The organism is Mucilaginibacter sp. SMC90, assembly GCF_022811725.1.
Lineage (GTDB): Bacteria > Bacteroidota > Bacteroidia > Sphingobacteriales > Sphingobacteriaceae > Mucilaginibacter.
Window position 1 is genome coordinate 482,913 of record NZ_CP094527.1, and the last position, 20,727, is coordinate 503,639.

A 20,727-nucleotide genomic window follows, 5' to 3' on the forward strand; every position below is an offset into this window, starting at 1 on the left:
ATCTCACTTTAGCCTGTTATCAAATAACATAGCATAAGTGTTAATTAGTTAAATGGTCATAATAAGTAGCCACATCCACAATTGCCTGCTCCTGGTTTTCATGGAAATCAATATTATTTGCCTTTATATATTGCCTAAGCTCCTTTTTCTTGTCCTTGAAAATATCTAACAGGCCTCCTTTTCCGCTAAAACTAAGGTAGCTGTTGCCTCTTGTAACATAGTAATCCTTTGTTTCTCTAAAAAAAGACTCGACGGTATTGCTGCTGGTGGTAGATTGGATACTTTTGGCCCTTTTTACAATGATCCCGATTTTTTTACCCCGGTATAATTGATCATAAAAGCCGGTAGTAAGGCCGGCCTTGCCTGTAGAATCGGCGTTAATACGAATAAAATGATGGTTAAGCAACCAAAACTCTGCCACACGTTCGCTTAGTAATGAAAATTTTGTAAAGTGGTTATAAAGAAGCGAAACAACAAAATCTTTATTTAGGTCATATAGCATCGGGATATCGCGGTAAATCACGTCCCCATATTTTACTGCGCCCGGAGTAAATGATTTATTATCAAAAACATAGGCATTCCCTTTTATTATAGGGTCGTAATATTCATATTCCGGTCCGTTATACAGGTGCGATTGTTGACCTATAGCAGTATTATAATTAGCAACTGTGGGGCTTAAGCTCGTGCTATCAATGCCCGTTTGTGCAGAAACATTACCGTTTGCTATGATGCCCCAGGTGATAACTAAGGCCAGGAGTAATTTTTTTACCATTTAGGTTTTTATAAAAATGAAATTTACGTGACTTTCAATTAAATACCAAATGCCCGATTGTTAATACATCAAAGCAAGTGTATTATTTGTGTTACATGAAATGTTTATAGCTATTTATTACTGGGCCTGTTAAACGGACGCAACAGGGCTTGTTAAATAAGTCTTTATTAAATACTTAAAGCGGATGCCGGACTAATTGCGTCCGGATGGAGGGATTGATTCAACGTAATCATTAATTGGCTGAAAGAGAAATAGCAAAAGCAAAAACGTGAACAGTATTATACATTTATACATCAAATTGCCTAACCGATGTTCAGGGAAGCCATTTAATAAGATATTTCCATCCCTCAAAATACAATGATCCGATCAGGCTGAATTTTAAGCAATAAGCTTATCCTTGATCAAGGGTAATTATAAAGCTGCTGAAATGCCCCGGCTATGCGAATGCAGTGTCATTTATGGCCACAAAAATCAGGCAGCCAAAAAATATTTCAGTGGATAGTTAAAGCGCCGGTAAAATAAGTTAGTTAATAAGCAGCTTGTAACCGCGCCCGTGCACGTTAATGATCTCCACATTGGGATCGTCTTTTAAGTATTTACGGATCTTGCTCAGAAATACATCCATACTGCGCCCATTAAAATAATTATCATCATGCCAGATGTTTAGCAGGGCTTCTTCGCGGGTAAGTACTTCATTTTTGTGCACACACAGCAGGCGCAGCAGTTCGGCTTCTTTGGTAGATAGCTTTTGCTGATTATCTGCAGTCACGATCATTTGAGTAGTATAATCAAATGTATATTTCCCTATTTTAAAAGAGGTTTGCTTTTCCTCTTCTTTTTTGCCGGCATTATCAGTGCGCTTTAACAAGGCGTTTATCCGCAGCAGTAATTCTTCAATACGGAAAGGTTTGGTTATATAATCATCACCCCCCAAATTAAAGGCCTGGGTTTTATCTTCGATCATACCTTTGGCTGTGGCAAAAATGATAGGCACCTGTGCATTGATCTTACGGATATCTTTACCAAGTGTAAAGCCATCTTTTTTAGGCATCATCACATCCAGTATAAGCAAGTCATAGGTTTGTTTGGTAAAAGCGCGCAGGCCCTCTTCACCATCCTTACATAAAACCACATCAAATTTACCTTTCAATTGCAGGTAATCCTGCAGTAACAGGCCTAAATTTGCGTCATCCTCAACCAGTAGTATTTTCTTCATGTTATTTTTTTGTCCGGAAGCCCGAGGTCGGAAAGTCCGGAAGTTCTTTATTCAAATCGAGAGATAGGCTGAGCTTATCTTACGGACTTTCGGGCATCCCGACTTTCCGACTCAAGGATTAGGCTACTGCAAATTTCAGCTCAAACTCTGAGCCTCTTTCTTTTTCTGATTTTACGCTTATAGTACCATTAAGGCGTTTAACTATAGTGTTAACGTAGCTTAAGCCCAATCCAAAACCCTTAACATTATGTAAGTTGCCGGTAGGGATACGGTAAAACTGCTCAAATATTTTTGTTTGCTGGTCGCGGCTCATGCCTATGCCTTTATCAGCTACTTTAATAACAACCTGACCGCTTTTAATAAAGGTGCTTATAGTTATATCGGGTTCTTCGTTGCTGTATTTGATGGCGTTATCAACCAGGTTGTACAGCACGTTCGAAAAATGCAGTTCATCTGCAATAATATAGGCGTTCTCCGCATCAAGGTGCAGTGTAGTTTTGGCATTGCATTTTTGCAGTTTGAGCGCCATACTGTCAAGCACTATGGTAACCATCTCATTAACATCAACCGGCTTTTTTTCCAGCTTAAAGTCGTTACGCTCAATGCGGGCAATGTTCAATACCCGTTCAATATGGCTGCCTAAACGGGCATTTTCTTCAAAAATGATGTTGGCTAAACGGGCCACCCGGTTTTTATCTTCGGCAATTTCATTGTCCCTTAAAGCTTCGCTGGCTATCATGATGGTTGATACCGGGGTTTTAAACTCATGGGTCATGTTATTGATAAAGTCGATCTTCATTTCTGAGATCTTTTTTTGTTTCAATATCGAAAATATAGTGTAACCGAAGCAGAGGATCAGCACCATAGTAAGGCCGCCGGTTGTAGCCATGGTAGCCGTCATGTTGCGCAATATCAATGAGTTTTTTTGTGGAAATGAAAGCCTGATCTTACCGGGGTCGTTGATCACCTCTTTGGTAAAAATAGGGGTTTGATAAGTGTTGGCTGCAACAAACACCGGCAGTTTTTCGCCCTGGCTATCGCTGGCATTTGAAAATATCAGCGAATCGCTGTTGGCTGTTGTTACCTCATAACTAAAAGGCAGGAAAATGCCTTTGTTGTGAAGCTCAAAACGCAGCAATGAATCTATCCAGAAAGGATTGATCCGTTTATTCAATGGTTCGCCCGATTTGCGGTATTCCTCGGCCAGGTTTTCAATAACGGTAGGTTTTGCCCCTGCATTGTTCACTTTTTCAAGCGAATCGTTTTCGACCAGCTTTTTGATCTGCTGGAATTCCTTTTCTTTTTGTTTGCGGGCTTGTTCCTGTACCCACAGCGGGTTTATACGCGGTACAGAAATCATTTGCTTGCCAAACTGCGGGTCTACATAAACATATCTCAGGGTATCGTATTTATGTAGTTTTTTAGGGCGGCTTATGCGGCGTGTGATGTGCGTACGTACAATTTCAGGAGTTAGCTGTTCATGTACAACGCCAAACTCATCGGTGTATTCCTCCACATGTACCTTAAAATCAACTGTGCCTTCAGTTTGCAGTAAGCCATTAAGCTCATCGTCCATTTTTTTATGCTGGATCATCCGTTGCAAGCTATCGCGCAGCAGGGCTATCCGTTTTTCGCGGGCGGTGGAATGTTTTTTGGTATTGCTGGTATTTATCCTGCGTACTCCCTGCTCATCGCTATCGGTTGTAATTGCAACCTGCTGGGTTTTTGCTTTCAGGAAATTGTTGGCATCCTGCCGGGTTACTTTATCAACCACATTATTCATCGCCTCCCTAACCTGCCGGTCAAATGAGTCTGATTGCATTTGATATGCCTGCCTCAAAAAATAAAACTGCATAGCCATTACGCCCAATAGCGCAAAACTCATTAAGCCAATGATTAAACCTATGCTTCTTTTCTTCATTTATTAAACAAACAAAATTATCCTAAATCCGCACACAAAAATTGCATTTAACAAAATTTAACAAATGCACATTTATTTAAAACTCTGCTGCTTAATATTTTATTATCTCAAATACAGCCGTGTGGTGCATAAAACAGTGGGTTTAATTGCAGAAAGCTTTAAACAACAAAAGGCCCTTTGTTAGGGCCTTTTGTAATATCTTGCTTGCGCTTTTCTGTTTAGAATGGCAGATCGTCATCATCTGACGATGAGCTGATATCAGCAGAAGGAGCTGCATATTGCGGAGCGGCAGATGCGTTATTAGCTGCTGCTAAAGGCGTAACCCTCCATAACTGCAATGAGTTAAAATAGCTTTTTTTGCCCATTTTGTCTGTCCACGGGCGACCTTTAAGGTTAAAAGAAACCTCTACATCGTCACCAACTTTAACGCTATCCAATAAATTGCAACGATCCTGTATAGCTTCAAACTTTAAATATTCAGGGTATTGAGGGTTCTCAATATATTCAAGTATAAGTTCGCGTTTTTTAAGTGAATCGGTTACTTGCTGGGTAGCCGATACTTCATGTACCTTACCTTTAACTTCCATAATTAGTCTTCAAATAATTTAAAATGTAAAGTTAATAGTTAAGAAATTAAAATAGGGGCTTTTTAATTCTTAATTTTACCGAATTAATATGCAAGTTTTCCACACCGAAAGTAAAATCATAATTACATGTAACAAAAGGCTTTCAACTTACCTGCAACGGGAAGTTGAAGCTTTAGGCTATGAGCCGGTCCGCGTTTTCCCCACCGGGGTCGAACTAAAAGGTACCGTTACAGATACCATTCCGCTTAATTTGAACCTGCGCTGCGCAAGTCAGATCCTGTATTCGATAAAAACTTTTACAGCCCGCGACCCGAAAGAGCTTTACGATGAGCTGGTAACCATTGAGTGGGAAAAGTTCATTGATTTTACCGGTTATTTTTCGGTATCATCAAACGTGAACAATGAACACATCCTTACCCCGTTGTTTGCCAACGTAAAAGTAAAGGACGCCATTGTAGACAGGATCAAATCCATCAAAGGTATCAGGCCGGATTCGGGCCCGGAAGTTAATAAAGTGCTCGTACACCTGTACTGGCAGGATGACCGTGCCGAAATTTTCCTGGATACGTCCGGCGAAACCCTGGCCAAGCACAGCTACCGTAAAATACCAGGCAAAGCACCAATGCTTGAGGCTTTGGCGGCATCAACCATCATGGCTACCAAATGGGATATGAAGAGCACCTTTATTAATCCCATGTGTGGTTCGGGTACCCTGGCTATTGAAGCAGCCTTGCTGGCCACCGATAAATCTCCGGGTTTGTTCAGGATGAATTATGCCTTTATGCATATTTTAGGTTATGACGAAACCGTATTTTTTGCCGAACGCCGTGTACTAAAAGATAAAGCAAAGAAGGAAACCGGCTTCAAGATCATTGCCACCGATATTTCGGAAGATGCGGTTGACATAGCACGCAAAAACGCCAGAACCGCCGGTGTAGAACATTTAATTGATTTTGCCGTTTGTGACTTTGAAGATACCGAGGTGCCTGAGGCAACAGGCGTGGTGATGTTTAACCCTGAATACGGCGAGCGTTTGGGTGTACACACCAAACTGGAGATCACTTATAAACGTATGGGCGATTTCCTGAAAAAGAAATGCCTCGGTTATAATGGTTATGTTTTTACGGGCAACGCCGATCTGGCTAAGAAGATAGGTTTAAAGGCAGCCCGCAAAATTGAATTTTATAATGGTAAGCTTGATTGCCGCCTGTTTGAGTATGAACTGTACCAGGGCAGTAAACGCGAACCGAAAGAAGAAAATTAAATGAAAAAGATCCTGTTATTTATAACAATTGTTTTATCATCCGTTTTAGTTAAGGCACAAACACAATTAGCATTTCCGTTTCAGGGCGGCAGCCCAATTATGTCGCGTTTTTTTAAAGATAGTCTTGTGATATCTCCCGAGATCATTAAAAAGAAGGCTACGGGTACAGCTGTATTTAAATTTACTGCCGATGACAAAGGCAACATTAAAAAGATCATTGTTTATTATGCCGATGATGCCATACTGGTAGTGCCTATCATTGAGGCGCTGAAAAAATCGAATCATAAATGGATCATTCCTGATCATGAAAAGCTGCATGATTTTATTTTGCCATTTGCAATCAATTTTAACGCGCCTGCCAATACCAGCAACGCTACTATAAAGGCCGCATTTGATTATTACACCAAACGCAGGCCAATTATATCTTATAATCAGGTACCGCTTGAAACTGCTACGTTATTACCTACGGTAACGGTTAGTTACGATTTGACCGAATAATTTATCTTCGCCAAAAAATATTTGAAAGCGACAGACCGAAAGGCCTGTCGCTTTTTTTTTGAAAAAAAAATATTTCAAATAAAAATATACTTTTAATTAAAACCGGCGACTATTTTTTTTCGTAACTATACCTAAAATGTCATAATTGGCATTTACTTTTAATTAAAACCTAAAAAAATCTCCTGCATCCAGGCGGGCTAATTTGTGTTTTTTTAAAAAAATTAAAATCCGGGCGTCAATTATTCTCGTTAGTTATAACTGAATCAATATATAATTGGATGAAAGATATGCTGAATTTTAAGATCAAAGCCATTGCCGCTAACGTCAGGCATACAAGGGAAGGACTAAATTATACCCAGGAATACCTTGCGGCTAAATTAGGTATATCCCAAAATGCCTATAGCAAAATAGAATTGGGCTACACTAAAATAACTGTTGAAAGGTTGTTCCAGATTGCGTCTATTTTAGAAGTTGAAGTAGCTGACCTTATCAACACAGAAAAAACAGCTGCGGCCTAACGTTTTTTATACAATCCTGTTGTTCCATCTTTTGCTTACTATCTTTGCAAAAGATGGAACACGATAAACTTATTGCCGCTACTGTTGATTTTGTACGCGACACACTCAAAAATGCCGAAGGCGGCCACGACTGGTGGCACATTCACCGCGTTTGGACAAACGCAAAACTCATCAATCAAACAGAAAACACCGACCAGCTTGTAGTTGAACTTGCTGCCCTACTGCATGATATTGCCGACAGCAAATTTCATAACGGCGATGAGGAAATTGGTCCGCGTACTGCAGGCAACTATCTGCAAAGCATGAACGTTGATGCTGATATCATTAACCATGTGCAGCAAATCATCAGGCACATGTCGTTCAAGGCAAGCTTCGATAAAAAATCCTTCCATTCGCCCGAACTTGCTGTAGTGCAGGACGCTGACAGGCTTGATGCCATTGGCGCCATTGGCATTGCCCGTGCTTTTACTTACGGAGGCTTTAAGGGGCGTGAATTGTATAATCCTGAGATTAAACCCAATCTTAACATGACCAAAGAGGAATACAAAAACACAGCCGCTCCAACCATTAATCACTTTTACGAAAAACTATTATTGCTTAAGGATAAGATGAATACACCCACAGGCAAAATGATTGCGGCTCAAAGACACGCTTTTATGGAAGATTATTTAAAACAGTTTTTTGAAGAATGTGGTTCATAATTAGCACGAAAGCTTACTTTTGCGCCAAATTTGACAGCCCATGAAAAAACTTATACTTACCATAATACCTGTGTTAATTGCGGGCGTTGCTTTTGCTCAGGATACAGTTAAACGCCAGCGTTTCAATTTCCATTTCCAACAAACAGTAATTACCCAGTACAAGCCATCATTTCATGCCGACTATACAGGTGATAACAGTTTGCTTACCGGCGAAGAAACTCAAAGCTCAATTACTACTACACTTTTTGGCGGGGCAAGACTTTGGAAAGGTGCCGAAGCTTATTTTAATCCCGAGCTTTCGGGTGGCTCCGGTTTGAGTAAAACTTTGGGTGCAGCTGGTTTTCCAAACGGTGAAACTTTTCGCGTTGGCGGCGCAGAACCGAAGATCTACATAGCCCGGTTATACTTTACCCAGAATTTTGAATGGGGAAAGGAAAAAGATACTATCAGCGATGATGCCAATCAGTTAGCTGGTTTAAAAAGTAAACGTTACTTTTCGGTTACTGTGGGTAAATTTGGCATGGCCGATTTTTATGACGGCAATGAATTTAGTCACGATCCGCGTACGCAGTTCATGAACTGGAGTTTGATGGATAACGGAGCATGGGATTATCCGGCCAACACACGTGGTTATGTAATGGGTATCCATACCGAATTGGGGCAGCCTAACTGGACATTACGCTTTGCTTTCACCATGTCGACCACTACTGCCAACGGTGCTATCTGGGACCAAAAAATTGGAAAAGCAAATACGCAAACCTTAGAATACGAAAAACGTTACACCCTTAACGGCCAAAAAGGCACAGTCAGAATTCTTGGTTTCCGCAATAACGGTAAAATGGGCGATTATCGCCAGGCCCTGGCACTTAGCCCAACGGCACCTAACGTTGATACTACACAGGCCTGGGGCCGGCATAAATACGGTTTTGGTATTAGTGCCGACCAATATTTAACTAAAGATTTTGGTGTATTTGCTAAAGTAAGCTACAACAATGGTAAAACCGAAACCTGGTATTTTACCGAGATAGACCGTTCATTGAGCTTTGGCGGCGTACTTAAAGGTAGTTCGTGGAGCCGTAGCGACGATGAACTGGGCCTGGCTTTTGTAGCCAACGGCATATCAAACGCCCACCGCGATTATCTTGCTGCCGGCGGCTACGGCTTTATCATCGGCGATGGCAAGTTAAACTATGGTACCGAGTTTATTGCTGAGCTTGACTATAAAATTAACGCTTATCAAAAAAAATTCTGGCTTACACCCGGTTACCAGTTTTTACTCAACCCTGCCTATAATAAGGATAGAGGCCCGGTAAATGTATTTTCATTAAGGGCACACGTGGAGTTTTAAAAGCAGCCGCAGTTATATAACTGTGCAGTGCCGGAAAAATAAAAATATGTCATTGCGAGGAGGAACGACGAAGCAATCTCGTAGCTCTGTAAGTCGGCCATGCATTGGCTACGAGATTGCCGCGCTGCGCTCGCAATGACATGTTTTTTCTTGCCTGCCGTTATTGGAGTTGTTTCCAAAAACATTAATTAGTGTTTGTTTCCGAACCCAAATTCCCGGTAGGTGTTAGGCTCGTCATCGGTATTGCTAAAGGCAAAAGTGAAGGTGGTAGTCCAATTTTCATAATCGGCTTTTTTATCCTGTGATGGCTCCACGTGAGTAGAGCTGATCATATAAACCCCTTCGCGGCTTAGCTTAAAAAATACCAGCCCATTGCTGTCGCTTAATAACTTCTGCGGAATTATAGTGCCATTTATTGTTCTTACATACTGAATTACCACGGCATCTTTCATAGGCTTGCCTTTAAAAAGTACCTGTGCCGTAACATCATCGCCATATGCGGCCTTATATGGGTTTTGTTGTATCACAATTTCATAATCTTCGCCCAGCGGTTTATCAAAGTCTTTCCCGTTAGCCTTATCAACAGCAATAAGGGCTTTGGTTGACTGGTGATACCTTTCAACAAAGTATTGCTGACTGCTGGCCCTGGCTTCCTCGGCCATTTTATCAAGCCCTTCGCTTTCAAGCGCCCTTATAAATTTATTTCTTTCTGATTCCGTTTCATCTTCCCTAACTAACTCAAACAGGGCAAGGCCCGAGTTTTGAATCTCGTAGGTAAGCAAACTACTATCGGCCGGGGTGCTGACCTTTGACAGGTCTGTTTTTTTTGAGCCCTCATACAGCATAAATTTAGTTGCCTTTGCTTTGGCATACACAAATTCATTTTCGGGCTTAAACTCATTGCCGCTTAGCAAGTGCAGGTTTATCTTATCGCCCTTATGAACGTAAAAATTATGTGGCAATAAAAAATAATCCTGCGAACTGGCCGTAAAGCTGATCATGAGCAGTAATATGATGGGCAAAATTGAGGTGCGATTCATAGTTTTCTGATAGTATCACCAAACATACAAAGTTTTAAAAACTTCAGTAGTTTTACGTTATGATTTTTGACAGGAAAAACCTCGATAATGATACTTTGCTGGTATTTTATAAAAAAATGCTATTTCCACGCATGGTTGAAGAGAAGATGCTGATCCTGCTGAGGCAGGGCCGTATCGGCAAGTGGTTTTCGGGTATTGGCCAGGAAGCCATAGCAGTTGGCAGCGCCCTGGCTATGAATACCGACGAATATATCTTGCCTATGCACCGCAACCTGGGGGTCTTTACTTCGAGAGGAATCCCCCTGTCAAGGCTAATGGCGCAGTGGCAGGGTAAGCCCTCTGGCTTTACCAAAGGGCGCGACCGTTCTTTTCACTTTGGCACCCAGGAATATAAGATCATAGGGATGATATCGCACCTTGGCCCGCAGCTGGCCCTGGCCGACGGTATTGCCCTGGCCGATGTATTATCGGGCAGGAAAAAAACAACACTTGTTTTTACCGGCGAGGGAGCTACCAGTGAAGGCGATTTTCATGAAGCACTGAACATAGCCTCTGTTTGGAAACTGCCGGTTATATTTTTGATCGAAAACAATGGTTACGCCCTTTCTACCCCAACAAATGAACAATATAACTGCCGCGAACTGGTAGATAAAGCCATAGGCTACGGTATTGAGGGCCGCCGGATTGATGGTAATAACCTGCTTGAGGTTTATAATACCATAAACTCACTTAATAAAGCTATCCGCGAAAATCCACGACCCGTTTTGCTGGAATGCATGACCTTCAGGATGCGTGGCCATGAAGAAGCATCAGGTACCAAATATGTGCCCAAAAATTTATTTGAGTGGTGGGCAGGGAAAGATCCGGTTGCAAACTTTGAAAAATACCTGCTTACCGAAGGGGGTTTACTTAAAGATATGATCCCGGCTATCCGTAAGGAATTTGCCGCTCTTATTGAAACCGAAATTGAAAAAGCCTATGCGGAAGCCGATATCATACCCGACGTAGCTACCGAAGTGCGGGATATGTATAAGCCTTACAGTTTTCCGGCCATAAGGCCGCAGCCATCAACAGTTACCACTAAACGTTATATAGATGCCATTAGCGATGGGCTTAAACAAGCCATGCGCAAGCATGCCAACCTCGTGATCATGGGCCAGGATATAGCCGAATACGGTGGTGCTTTTAAAATTACCCAGGGCTTTGTGGAGGAGTTTGGCAAGGGCCGCGTGCGCAATACGCCAATTTGCGAATCGGGGATTGTTGGTGCGGGTATGGGACTTGCCCTTAACGGTTACAAGGCTGTTGTTGAAATGCAGTTTGCCGATTTTGTTACCTGTGGCTTTAACCAGGTTGTTAACAACCTGGCCAAAACACATTATCGCTGGGCACAGGGTGTTGATGTTGTAATACGGATGCCGGCGGGTGCCGGTACAGGTGCAGGCCCCTTCCACTCGCAAAGCAACGAAGCCTGGTTCACTAAAACGCCAGGGCTGAAAGTTGTTTATCCGTCTTCTCCGGCAGATGCCAAAGGCTTGTTGCTTGCCGCTATTGACGATCCTAACCCTGTAATTTATTTTGAACATAAATACCTGTACCGCAGTATCAGCGCAGATGTACCCGATAATGACGTAATGATTGAGATTGGCAAAGCTAATTTAATTCAACAAGGCGAAAAGGCCAGCATTATTACATTTGGCCTTGGCGTACATTGGGCACTGGAATATGCCGGTAAACATCCCGATCTATCTATAGAGATCATAGACCTCCGTAGCCTTCAACCCTGGGACCATGAAGCAGTTGAAGCCAGCGCAAAAAAAACAGGCCGTGTGCTAATACTGCATGAAGATACACTTACCAATGGTTTCGGTGCCGAAATTGCCGCCCATATTGCCGAACATTGTTTTAAATACCTTGATGCTCCCGTAATCCGCTGTGGTAGTCTGGATACAGCCATCCCCATGAATAAAGCCCTTGAAGATCAGTTTTTAGCTAAAGCCAGATTAGATGAGTATATGGAAAGGCTATTGGCTTACTAAGCTTTTGTTCCACTCCTGCCCGCCAAATATATGTGGCAGTTGTGTTAGCTATTTAAAATAATTGAACATTGTTGATGTTTTTAGCATATAAAAGCTTGCTCCTTAAAGCAGGCTTTTTCTATCTTAGGGCAAATCAAAACCCTTGAAAAAAATATGAGTTTTAAAACCCAGCTCAGTTCAATTTTTGTTGATGAAATCAATATTCCCCCCGAATTTCAGATTGAAGAAGTACACCAGCGCGAATACCTGAGCGGTGGCGAAATGAAACCATGGAACGGCGAAGTAAGCGAAGTTTACTCGCCGGTTGGCTTTTGGGGCCAGGATGGTACATTTAAACGCAAGCTGATAGGTACATACCCTGTTTGTACCGAAAAAGAAGCTTTTGAGTCATTAGATGCTGCCCTTGAAGCTTATGACAACGGCCGGGGCGAATGGCCTACCATGAGCATTGCCGACCGTATTAAATGTATGGAACGCTTCATTTATAAAATGAGCGAACAGCGTACACTGGTGGTAAAGCTGCTGATGTGGGAAATTGGCAAATCTTATGCCGATTCGGCTAAAGAATTTGACCGTACTATTGAGTACATCAATGCAACTATTGATGCCCTGAAGGATATTGACCGCCAATCGTCACGTTTTGAAATGGCCGAAGGATTGGTTGCCCAGATTCGCCGCTCGCCATTGGGCGTGGTGCTTTGCATGGGGCCGTTCAACTATCCGCTTAATGAAACTTTTACCACCCTGATCCCTGCATTGATCATGGGGAACACCATTTTATTTAAACCACCTAAGCACGGTACGCTTTTGCATTACCCGCTGTTAAAAGCATTTCAGGAGTCGTTTCCTAAAGGTGTAGTGAATACCATTTATGGTCGTGGTGCTGTTGTAACACCGGGCCTCATGGCATCGGGTAAGGTGAATGTACTGGCTTTTATAGGTTCAAGCAAAGTAGCTAACGACCTGAAAAAGCGCCACCCTAAAATTAACCGTTTAAGGGCTGTTTTAAGTCTGGATGCAAAGAATGCTGCCATAGTAACCAAACACGCCGACCTGTCGCAAGCCGTTAGCGAGTGTATTTTAGGCTCCTTATCTTTTAACGGCCAGCGTTGTACTGCTATTAAGGTAATATTTGTACATAAAGAAGTTGCCGATGAGTTTTTGAAATTATTAAGCGAGGCCGTTGCTAAACTTAAGTTCGGCCTGCCATGGGAAAAAGATGTAAAACTAACCCCGCTTCCTGAACCGCACAAACCAGCATATTTAACTGATATTGTAAATGATGCCTTAGCCAACGGCGCAAAAATCATCAACGAAAATGGCGGTGAAACATCGGCTTCGTTCTTTTTCCCGGCGATAGTTTACCCGGTTAATGAAAACATGAAACTATACCGCGAAGAGCAGTTTGGCCCGGTGATTCCGGTTATTCCGTTTGAGGATATTGAAGAGCCGATCACTTACCAGATAGATTCGCCACATGGTATGCAGGTGAGTATTTTTAGTAACGACGCTAAGGAAATTTCATCACTGATAGATCCATTTGTAAACCTGGTGAGCCGTGTAAACATCAACAGCCAATGCCAGCGCGGACCGGATGTGTTCCCCTTCACCGGGCGTAAGGACAGTGCGGAGGGCACCCTTTCGGTACATGATGCCTTAAGGTCGTTCTCTATCCGCTCATTGGTTACCACCAAAATGACCGAAACCAATAAAAACATCATCAACGAAATTGTGAATGATAATGACTCCAATTTCCTGAGCACGAAGTTTATATTGTAAAAAGAGCAAGTTACTTTTCAGCGTATCGACTCACCCCGACATCGCTGCGCTCGTCACCCCTCTCTACGCAAGCGTAAAGAGGGGTTTTCTTTTTTGCCCTCTTTGCGGCAAAGCCGGAGAGAGGGTGGTCCAGCGAAGCGTAGACCGGGTGAGTTGATTATGCGCAATACCAGTGCAAGACTTAAACTGAGCGTCATTGCGAGGTACGAAGCAATCGCGAACTATACAGGCCGGACCTTCAAGCCGGGGATTGCGTCGTACCTCACAATGACGCTTTTTATTTACCTGCTCATTTTTTAATTAAAAAATATTTGCATCTTTGTAGCAATTCCTTAATTGTTAACCCTTTAATATTTTAAGGACTATGCTACAGAGTATCTCATCCATATCCCATTAGTGCATCACCTTTAACAGGTGGACAGCAATTCTTTTGTTTTTGTTTAAACGTTTTTGCCGGTGTATTTAACCGGTGACAGGTTTTGTTTGTCTGCTTTTTTTTACGCGTTAACGGTTTGGCTTGCGCTTTTCAAAATGGGTAAATCCCTAACCCGGGGATGAATTTTTGAAAATCATAACAGATTTTAATGAACTAAACACGTAAAGTCCGATGGACATACATGATTTACCGTACCGTTTAAAATCGGCACGGAGAAAAAAACGATTGGTTAAAGAAGCGTTTGATAAAAAGCTGATCAGTCTAAGCAAGCAACGACAAGACCTGAGCGATCAGATTCGCCAACTACCGCCAATCCCTTTGGAGAAACCTTACCAGAGTGGATATGTACGCTATTTTATTTTGCGTAGCGATATTGCACGCAGTGACAAGGCCGAGTTTTATCAAAGCCTACTCAATAAAATAAACGTAAAATGGTGGCATCACGATAAATCTTTTAAAAAGAAAAAGCGCCGCAAAGGCAGGTACACTTATTCAGAAAAAGAACAAAAACTCCGGGAACTTGATCCGGAAGAATTCCACAGTTCAAAACTCAATCTTACTGATGCAGAAAAACAATGCTTCTATTTTAAAGAAGTATGGGATGTAGTATACAGGCGATGGAAGAACATGTATGTATTTATTGAACAATGGCGATTTGTGTTGGTGATCAAGCCACACATCATCTACACAGCAAAACAAATTGACGAAGTGCTTGAACAACAGCTAAGTGAGATCAATGAATTTATTGATTGGAATGGTTATTTGCCGCGGATTCTCAGGTTGATAGATAAAACTAATAAGCGATGGGATTGGGACTTTTATGAGCATCCATCATACATTAACGAATTTAAAAACAAACCGAAGTACACCTCAAAAGAGGCGTATCTCGACTATTAAACAATACCCTTATGGGCAATTTAAAAACAAAAGAACTGACACAAATAGGTTACGCCGATAATAAGCAGCGGAGCCTTGCTGTGAATATCATAGCCAAACACTTCAAGCATTACAGCAAAGCGGAGGTGATCAATTTACTAACCAGTATCAGGCAACAACCAGATGCTTACCTAAACAATGAGATAACCGGCAAAATAGCGGAAACACTCATCGACAAAAAGAATGAACCCTTAGCGGTATCTTATGAGTTAAAGGGTCAAAGCGTTCCTTTAAGCATTTTTGGTGAGGAAAACATTGAGCCATCTGCCATAAAACAAATGGAACTTGCGCTTAAACTCCCGGTTAGTTTACAGGGGGCGCTGATGCCTGATGCGCACAATGGTTATGGCCTGCCGATTGGCGGAGTGCTTGCTGTTGAAAATGCGGTGATCCCCTATGGAGTGGGTATGGATATCGGCTGCCGCATGGCGTTATCGATCATTGATGCCGATGAGCGCTTTTTAAAACGATATACGCATCAAATTAAACAGGCTATAAATGATCATACCCACTTTGGGATTGATGGCGGGTTAAGCACATCGCAATATCATGAGGTATTGGATAGCCCGGTATTTAATCAAACCCCGCTGCTTAAAAAATTGCATGGTAAGGCGGTTAAGCAATTGGGCTCATCGGGTAGCGGCAATCATTTTGTGGAATTCGGGCTGATAGAGCTTTATAAGGATAATACCCTTAACCTGCCTCCGGCACAGTACATGGCTTTGCTATCACATTCGGGCAGCAGGGGTTTGGGAGCCAACATCGCCCGGCATTATACACAAATTGCCATGAATACCTGCAGGCTTCCGCGTGAAGCACAGCCACTGGCCTGGCTTGATCTTGACTCCGAACCCGGACAGGAATACTGGCTAAGCATGAACTTCGCCGGCGATTATGCCAAAGCTTGTCATGACCGGATCCACTCCAACCTGTTAAAATCGCTGGGATTAAAACCTTTAGCCAAAGTAGAAAACCATCACAATTTTGCATGGAAGGATACATTAGCCGATGGTACCAAAGTGATCATCCACCGTAAAGGTGCCACACCTGCCCATGCAGGTGAATTGGGAATTATTCCCGGCAGTATGGCTACCCCTGCTTATCTGGTTATGGGCAAAGGAAATCATAGAGCTTTAAATTCTGCATCGCATGGTGCGGGCAGGGCCATGAGCCGCAAAGAAGCAAGAGAAAATATCACAGGTTCGGCGATGAAAAAAATGCTGGCTGATGCCGGTGTAGCGCTTATTGGCGGCAGCCTGGAAGAAAACCCATCGGCCTATAAAAACATCGAAATGGTAATGGCCGCCCAGCAACAGTTAATGGAAATACAGGGTAAGTTTTACCCACGCATAGTAAGAATGGATAACGAATAATGAAAAAGATCATACAAATAACGGCCGGCAAAGGTCCGGCTGAATGCTGTCTCGTTGTTGTTAAGGTTCGGGACATCATCCTGAAACAGGCAAAAGCTCAAAGCATAACCATCTCTGTAACTGAAGATAAACCGGGCGACCAAAGCGGCGCACTCCTGTCATCTACTTTAATAGCCGAGGGGGCTCAACTGGAAAACCTGTTAAAAGAATGGCAGGGTACTATACAATGGACAGCGCAAAGCCCCTATCGTCCTGCTCATAAGCGTAAAAACTGGTTTGTGGGTGTGGAGGTATTTGATGTTCCCGAACAAACGCATTTTGATCCTGCTGATGTGGTGTTTGAAACTATCCGTTCATCAGGCCCCCGGCGGGCAAAATGTAAACAAAGTTGAAACGGCAGTACGTGGCATTCACAAACCTACCGGCATACAGGTTACCGCAATGGACAGCCGGTCGCAATTGCAAAATAAAAAACTGTGCCTAACCCGGCTTGAGGCCCGGATCGCTGCGCTGCAAGCCGGTAAGTTGATGGATCAACAGCAAAGTCAATGGCTGGAGCATCATTCGCTTGAGCGGGGCAATGCGGTTAAGGTTATAAAGCTTCCGCTTATCTAAAGTCAAGCTTTGATTTAAACTCACGAAGCTTTAAAAACTTCGTGAGTTTCTTCATACGCAGGTTTACTTGCCGCTTGCCCGCTTAACCATAAAATCCAAAGCAACTTTATCAGGCAAGGTTTCCGCTGTTGGCTTTTCACTCAGTATCATTATTTTATTATCTTTTGCTGTATAAGCGGGCCACGCAGGAACGCTTTTTCCATTAGGATTGCCGGTTTTAACAAAATTAGCCCAGTAGGTGCTCATGGTTGTAGCCAACTGCTGATCAACAGGCTCCCACGGGCGGTTCAGGAATTTAAGATTGTCATAAGCGTAAGCCACTTCGCCGGTATGGAAAGCGCCGTATTTAACAAAATCAGCAGTAGCCGGTAAATGGCGGGTAAAGCGGTAAACGTAAATTTTCGACTTCGCCTTTTCGCTCTGCACATTGGCCCATGTATAATTTTGCATGCCGAAGATCTGGTCGCGGTTTATCCGGGTTTGCGAAATTGCTGCCTCCTGGTCCGAACCGGCGGGATATAATTTTAGCGCCTCGCCGGCATCGGTACCATACTGACTGCCAATCATTTTTTTATATTCTTCGGCAGTTTTGGGCGGGGCAACAAAGGCATCGTCTTCATTCCAGCCGGTAAGTACCGGTACATCATTTTGTTTATGTCCGTTAAAAATATCGGCAATACTTTCGGGTAAAACATATCCGTCAATAACGGGGCGGCTTTGGCCTTTGCCAACCAATTCGGCAGCCGGTTTGCTCCTGAGCGCGGCAATTGAATTTGCGCCTAACTGTGCTGCTGTTTTGACCCCGTTTTCCTCTGATTCTTTCAAGCCTCCATATCCCCGCGGACTAATAAAACTGGCCCCGCTTTCGGCAATTGCGCCGTTAAACAGTTCTTTACCTAATGGCGATGCTACTAAACAATTTACACTCATTGATCCGGCCGATTGACCTGCAATAGTCACTTTATCCGGATCGCCTCCAAAAGCTGCTATGTTTTGTTGTACCCATTTTAACGCGGCAAGCTGATCCATCAAGCCATAGTTTCCTGAAGCATTGTGCGGCGACTCTTTGGTTAGTTCGGGATGGGCGAAGAAACCGAAAATGCCTACCCGGTAATTGATAACCACAAATATGATCCCCTTTTTAGCCATGGCCTCGCCATCATAAATAGGTACGCCAGCACCGCCGCTTACAAATCCTCCTCCATAAATGTATACCAGCACGGGCCGTTTTTCTGTTGCTGTTTTGGCACCTGTCCACACGTTCAGGTACAGGCAATCTTCACTGATAGGTTGATAAGGAATCAGAAACTCGCGCGTGTAAACGCCAAACGCATCGGGCTTGCCCTGCATGGGGCTGGCTGCAAATTCAGTGCATTTCTTTACGCCATCCCAGGGCTTTACCGGCTGGGGCTCTTTCCAGCGCAAATCGCCAACCGGTGGGGCAGCAAAGGGAATGCCTTTATAAATATGTACGTCGCCGCCCTGATTGGTTAAGCCTGAAACTTTGCCGGCATCTGTGGCAACAACATCAAGGTTTTTATTTTGAGCGAAAACAGAACTTACCAGCAGCAGAAGCGGCAATAAAAGGATTCGTTTCATTGAGTACAGGTTTATTTATTGGTTTGTTAAACTTACGAAGTTTTGGACAATTTGTAAGCTGTTTAACTTAATAACAGCATGGCATATAGTTAACTCACCCGGTCTACGCTTCGCTGTACCACCCTCTCTCCAGCTTCGCCGCAAAGAGGGCTGAAAAAAATAAAATCCCCCTCTTTACGCTTGCGTAGAGAGGGGTGACAAGCGTAGCTATGTCGGGGTGAGTAGATACCGCGTTTATTTAAAGCCATGTTTGAAATGTATTGCATCGATTTAAAGAACTATTCCCCCCTTTGTAACAATCCCCATATTTAACAAAAACATCACATTGCATTTTAAATGCTTTGCGGATATTTGGCGCAATTAAATTTATTTTTTCGCGATGAAGCTTAAACATCTGCTGCTCATTTCCCTCTCTTTCGCTACCGTTTCGGTATCGGCCCAAAAAAAGAAAACAACAACGGCTGCCCCCGCATCAGCATCAATTCCCCGCCCTAAACTGGTTGTGGGTTTGGTGGTTGACCAAATGCGCTGGGATTATCTATATCGTTATTATGACCGTTACCAAACCGGTGGTTTTAAAAGGATGCTTAATGAAGGTTTTACCTGCGAAAACACTAATATCGACTACATTCCTACGGTAACTGCGGCAGGCCATACCTGTATCTACACCGGCTCAATCCCGGCCATACATGGCATAGTAGGTAATGATTTTATTATCCAGGCTACAGGCAAATCTATGTATTGTACTGACGATAGCACCGTGGTAGCAGTTGGCAGCACTTCAAAAGCCGGACAGATGTCGCCACGCAACTTGCTGGTTAGTACAGTTACCGACGAGCTGAGGCTGGCTACAAATTTCCGCTCAAAAGTTATCGGCATAGCATTAAAAGATCGCGGCGGCATCCTTCCTGCCGGTCACTCGGCCAATGCTGCTTACTGGTTTGATGATGCCAGCGGTAACTGGATCACCAGTACTTACTATATGAACAACCTGCCAGCATGGGTTAAAAATTTCAACGATCAAAAGATCGCTGAAAAATACCTGAAACAGGATTGGAACCCGTTATACCCTGTTGATACTTACGTACAAAGCGCGCCCGACAACAGCGATCGTTATGAAGGTAAGTTCCCCGGTGCCGCTGCACCAACCCTGCCTGTTAAAACTTCTGAACTTTACAAAGGCCGTATCGGCATGATCCGCTCAACACCTTTCGGCAATACTATGACGCTTGATTTGGCCAAGGCAGCTATTGAAGGCGAAAAACTGGGTAAAAATACGGTAACCGACTTTTTAGCGGTGAGCCTTTCATCAACAGATTATGTTGGTCACCAGTTTGGCCCTAACTCGGTTGAGGTTGAAGATACTTATTTAAGGCTTGACCAGGACCTGGCAGCATTTTTTAATTATTTAGACGCAACTGTGGGCAAAGGCAACTATTCGGTTTTCCTGAGTGCCGACCATGGTGCTGCCCATAACCCTAATTTCCTGAAAGATCATAACATTCCTGCCGGTGTTTGGGACGATAGCAAAGCTGCAAAAGAGATGAATGCAATGATCAGTGATAAATACAAGGTGAACAACCTGATCATCAGCATGGATAATTACCAGGTTAACTTTAATAACGCGGCCCTTGCAAAAGCAGGCGTTAGCGAAGATGCTGTGAAATTGGATTGTATTGCATACCTGAAAAAACAGCCGGGCATTGCCTATGCAATCGACCTGCAAAAAGTACAGGAAGCTAATATTCCTGATGATCTGCGCAGCATGATCATCAACGGTTATAATGCCGAGCATAGCGGTGCTATCCAGATCATCCTGAAACCGGCGTGGTATACTGGCCATGGCACAAACGACCGTGGCCCTACAGGTACTACACACGGTACCTGGAACCCTTACGATTCACATATCCCGTTGGTGTTTATGGGTTGGGGGATTAAACATGGCAGCCTTACCCGTCAAACACATATGACAGATATTTCGGCTACCATATCGTCGTTATTGCATATTCAGGCACCTAACGGTAACGTGGGTAAAACTATCAGCGAAGCGTTGAAGAACTAAGTTGTAAGTTTTTCGTACAAAGT

16 protein-coding genes and 1 pseudogene are annotated in these 20,727 nt (G+C 43.2%); 11 read left to right on the plus strand and 6 right to left on the minus strand.

The genetic code is table 11. The features are described from left to right. Positions 1 to 40: 40 nt before the first annotated feature. The 4 genes from MTO98_RS02215 to MTO98_RS02230 form a co-directional block, all read right to left on the minus strand. On the minus strand, positions 41 to 772 hold the full coding sequence (locus MTO98_RS02215) for a hypothetical protein (RefSeq protein WP_243485007.1): 732 nt from the start codon (positions 770 to 772) through the stop codon (positions 41 to 43). A gap of 523 nt (positions 773 to 1,295) precedes the next feature. Then, on the minus strand, positions 1,296 to 1,988 hold the full coding sequence (locus MTO98_RS02220; RefSeq protein WP_243485008.1) for a response regulator transcription factor: 693 nt from the start codon (positions 1,986 to 1,988) through the stop codon (positions 1,296 to 1,298). Between the two features lie 118 nt (positions 1,989 to 2,106). Beyond that, positions 2,107 to 3,909: a sensor histidine kinase KdpD gene (locus MTO98_RS02225; protein ID WP_243485009.1), complete on the minus strand. Its 1,803-nt coding sequence runs from the start codon at positions 3,907 to 3,909 to the stop codon at positions 2,107 to 2,109. A 218-nt stretch (positions 3,910 to 4,127) separates the two neighbouring features. Further along, positions 4,128 to 4,496 carry a DUF3127 domain-containing protein gene (locus MTO98_RS02230; protein ID WP_243485010.1) on the minus strand — a complete coding sequence of 123 codons (369 nt, stop codon included), beginning with the start codon at positions 4,494 to 4,496 and terminating at the stop codon, positions 4,128 to 4,130. An 88-nt stretch (positions 4,497 to 4,584) separates the two neighbouring features. Between MTO98_RS02230 and MTO98_RS02235 the strand changes: the two genes are divergently transcribed. From MTO98_RS02235 to MTO98_RS02255, 5 genes are all read left to right on the plus strand, one after another. Continuing rightward, complete coding sequence (locus tag MTO98_RS02235) at positions 4,585 to 5,760, plus strand: class I SAM-dependent RNA methyltransferase (protein ID WP_243485011.1); 1,176 nt, start codon at positions 4,585 to 4,587, stop codon at positions 5,758 to 5,760. Then, positions 5,761 to 6,258: a hypothetical protein gene (locus MTO98_RS02240; RefSeq protein WP_243485012.1), complete on the plus strand. Its 498-nt coding sequence runs from the start codon at positions 5,761 to 5,763 to the stop codon at positions 6,256 to 6,258. 278 nt (positions 6,259 to 6,536) lie between these two features. Then, the gene (locus tag MTO98_RS02245; RefSeq protein ID WP_243485013.1) at positions 6,537 to 6,776 is read left to right on the plus strand and encodes a helix-turn-helix domain-containing protein; all 240 of its coding nucleotides are present in this window, start codon (positions 6,537 to 6,539) and stop codon (positions 6,774 to 6,776) included. 53 nt (positions 6,777 to 6,829) lie between these two features. Beyond that, entirely contained in the window at positions 6,830 to 7,477 is a 648-nt protein-coding gene (locus MTO98_RS02250; RefSeq protein WP_243485014.1) for an HD domain-containing protein, read from the plus strand. 40 nt (positions 7,478 to 7,517) lie between these two features. Then, positions 7,518 to 8,825 (plus strand): carbohydrate porin, encoded by a 1,308-nt coding sequence (locus MTO98_RS02255; protein WP_243485015.1) that lies wholly within the window; start codon positions 7,518 to 7,520, stop codon positions 8,823 to 8,825. A gap of 188 nt (positions 8,826 to 9,013) precedes the next feature. On the opposite strand, the gene MTO98_RS02260 is transcribed toward MTO98_RS02255, so the two are convergent. Continuing rightward, positions 9,014 to 9,865: a DUF4198 domain-containing protein gene (locus MTO98_RS02260; RefSeq protein ID WP_243485016.1), complete on the minus strand. Its 852-nt coding sequence runs from the start codon at positions 9,863 to 9,865 to the stop codon at positions 9,014 to 9,016. Between the two features lie 59 nt (positions 9,866 to 9,924). Here MTO98_RS02260 and MTO98_RS02265 point away from each other — a divergent pair, with 59 nt between their 5' ends. The 5 genes and pseudogenes from MTO98_RS02265 to MTO98_RS02290 all read left to right on the plus strand — a co-directional run. After that, positions 9,925 to 11,904 (plus strand): thiamine pyrophosphate-dependent enzyme, encoded by a 1,980-nt coding sequence (locus MTO98_RS02265; protein WP_243485017.1) that lies wholly within the window; start codon positions 9,925 to 9,927, stop codon positions 11,902 to 11,904. Positions 11,905 to 12,057: 153 nt separating this feature from the next. After that, complete coding sequence (locus MTO98_RS02270) at positions 12,058 to 13,683, plus strand: NADP-dependent glyceraldehyde-3-phosphate dehydrogenase (RefSeq protein ID WP_243485018.1); 1,626 nt, start codon at positions 12,058 to 12,060, stop codon at positions 13,681 to 13,683. Positions 13,684 to 14,290: 607 nt separating this feature from the next. Next, entirely contained in the window at positions 14,291 to 15,016 is a 726-nt protein-coding gene (locus MTO98_RS02275) for a hypothetical protein (RefSeq protein WP_243485019.1), read from the plus strand. Between the two features lie 11 nt (positions 15,017 to 15,027). Beyond that, complete coding sequence (locus tag MTO98_RS02280) at positions 15,028 to 16,428, plus strand: RtcB family protein (protein ID WP_243485020.1); 1,401 nt, start codon at positions 15,028 to 15,030, stop codon at positions 16,426 to 16,428. A 326-nt stretch (positions 16,429 to 16,754) separates the two neighbouring features. Continuing rightward, positions 16,755 to 17,043 (plus strand): annotated as a pseudogene (locus MTO98_RS02290) (peptide chain release factor-like protein); the annotation flags it as partial. 63 nt (positions 17,044 to 17,106) lie between these two features. Here the strand turns inward: MTO98_RS02290 and MTO98_RS02295 are convergent. Then, the gene (locus tag MTO98_RS02295; RefSeq protein WP_243485023.1) at positions 17,107 to 18,642 is read right to left on the minus strand and encodes a carboxylesterase/lipase family protein; all 1,536 of its coding nucleotides are present in this window, start codon (positions 18,640 to 18,642) and stop codon (positions 17,107 to 17,109) included. A gap of 379 nt (positions 18,643 to 19,021) precedes the next feature. Here MTO98_RS02295 and pafA point away from each other — a divergent pair, with 379 nt between their 5' ends. Then, positions 19,022 to 20,704: an alkaline phosphatase PafA gene (gene pafA / locus MTO98_RS02300; RefSeq protein ID WP_243485024.1), complete on the plus strand. Its 1,683-nt coding sequence runs from the start codon at positions 19,022 to 19,024 to the stop codon at positions 20,702 to 20,704. Positions 20,705 to 20,727: the final 23 nt, after the last annotated feature.